Genomic DNA, 2,004 nt, shown 5'->3' with positions numbered 1-2,004 from the left:
ATCACCCGGGTTTGTCTTAAGTATAAAATACAATACTAAAATAAAAAAGTTCATATCCAGATTAAACTGGTTATGAACCTATTATACGAACAATGTATTTGCATAAAGGTGATAGAAGTACGTTTTTAGGGAAAGGTCAGAGCACCACACTCTTCTCACTGGGTGCAAGCACCGCCATGGGGTATTCCTCTAGGGTCCAGTTCGAAGGCGTCGTAAATGCGAGACGTTATGTGAAATTATTCATCCGCCAGGGAGAGTTTTTAGGTCATAAATATGGTAAAGCTAAGCAAGAGGGAGATGGTAATATCAATAAACATACGATATTAAAAATAACGTTTATATTACTATTCATTATGGTTGTTAGCTATATATTAGGCTATCGATTAACAGGACTACAAGCTGCAAAAGCACATTTTTCTGTAGGCAAGGACCCAAAATACATAGATGAAGTCAAATATGATTGGGGAACAGTTTATTTGTTTGATACAGACGAAGGACCACGTACCGTTATTTCAGAGCGATATATTTTCATGTGGGTTGCAAGGACTGGATTTCATATGATGGGTAATTCTGATCAAATAAGTGTGATTGGTTGGGGAAATAACGAGAATTGTACTGTCTATGCTGTAAAGATATTGGATGACAAAGTTAGCTACATAGAGATGGGCAAAGGTGAATACAGAATTAGGAAATATAAAGATGAAAATAATCAAATGTTGTTTTCGTGGGACATACAAGTGCCATGGCAAGACTTGAATGGTATAGCTTACAACTCAGATGGCAAAGAGTTATATTTATATAAACTACGACAAGAGAATCCGAATACCATTCGAATGGATCAATTAAAATGGTATCCCATAGAAGAATAAAAAACTTAAATGGTTAAAGGATTTTAACAGATAGAGAGGCTGAATAACTACACATAACACTGTGTTCACGCAGGGGTGCTGGGGGCACGTTTTTCGGGAGAGGTCAGGCACCACATCCCTTCACCGGGAGCAGAGCTCCGCCAAGGGGTAAGGTCAGGAGGGTCCGGTTCAGGGACGTCGTAAACACGGAAACGTTATCTGAAAGAGCAATATAATTTAGAAAAATACTTTGAGGTCAATATTAACATGATTTTGAGTAATAAAGTAAAAAAGTTATTTAAATTATTTATATTAGGTGGGGTTAGTTATGGATACAACAGATTATATCTTTGACCCAGATAATCCTTATATTTGCCAAGGGTTTATTGTTTATAGAAAAGACTTTGATAAAAAAATAAATGAATATACATTAATTGAAAATCTATTTGAGATAGGCCTAATCAGGGACTATTGCATACTACTGAATAATGCTTTTAGTTTTCAAGTTCCATCGGATAATTTGGATGATACAATAAAATATATGCATGATTTAAGTAGAAAACGTTACTTTATTGATTCTTTCAAATCTTTTTGGAAAGAAAACGAGCTTGTTGGTTTTTATTGGCTTAACGGAAATATTGTCGATAAACTAGTAGTTAAACCTGATTATCAGAGATTAGGATATGGGACATACTTATTAACCCATGCTTTTAAAAGTATTTTTTTAAATAATGACTACGAATATGCATCTCTATTGTGCATGCTACAGAATAAAAAAGGGTTGGCCTTTTTTCGAAAGTACGGATTATTAGATGGTATAGTGGAATAGTTACATTATGATCAAAAATCAAAGTATATAATTTTTAATACATATACTTATTGGAAATCTAAATGTTATAGAAAGTAATGGAGATTATTGCTCCTACAGATAACAATGTGTTGACGGGAGGTGCGGGGCACGTTTTACGGGCAGGATCGGCGAACCACATCCCTTCACCGGGAGCGAAGCTCCGCTAAGACGGTCCGCTTTTGGGGTCCGGTTCAGGGACGTCGTAAACACAGAAACGTTCTCCGAAACCATACGCAAAGGTCGCGGCGTCCTGCTGTGGATTGGGGAAGAACGCTTTAAAACTGTGCTAATTCATAGTTGTAAAAA

The 2,004-nt window shown here is 36.2% G+C and carries 2 protein-coding genes; both read left to right on the top strand.

Annotated features, from left to right (window positions below; all coding sequences use genetic code 11):
• The first annotated feature begins 230 nt into the window (after nucleotides 1-230).
• Nucleotides 231-869, top strand: a complete 639-nt coding sequence (locus BLP68_RS21230; RefSeq protein WP_143003154.1) for a hypothetical protein — start codon at nucleotides 231-233, stop codon at nucleotides 867-869.
• A gap of 307 nt (nucleotides 870-1,176) precedes the next feature.
• Nucleotides 1,177-1,677 carry a GNAT family N-acetyltransferase gene (locus BLP68_RS21225; RefSeq protein WP_091547757.1) on the top strand — a complete coding sequence of 167 codons (501 nt, stop codon included), beginning with the start codon at nucleotides 1,177-1,179 and terminating at the stop codon, nucleotides 1,675-1,677.
• Nucleotides 1,678-2,004: the final 327 nt, after the last annotated feature.

Source organism: Alkaliphilus peptidifermentans DSM 18978, assembly GCF_900101495.1.
In the GTDB taxonomy this organism is placed as follows: domain Bacteria; phylum Bacillota; class Clostridia; order Peptostreptococcales; family Natronincolaceae; genus Alkaliphilus_C; species Alkaliphilus_C peptidifermentans.
Note: the sequence above shows the minus strand (reverse complement) of the source record. Positions and strands in the feature narration are given on the sequence as shown.

Bases quoted from the DNA above. Each gene is read 5' to 3' on its own strand.
- BLP68_RS21225 (WP_091547757.1), top strand. From the start codon at position 1,177: ATGGATACAACAGATTATATCTTTGACCCAGATAATCCTTATATTTGC.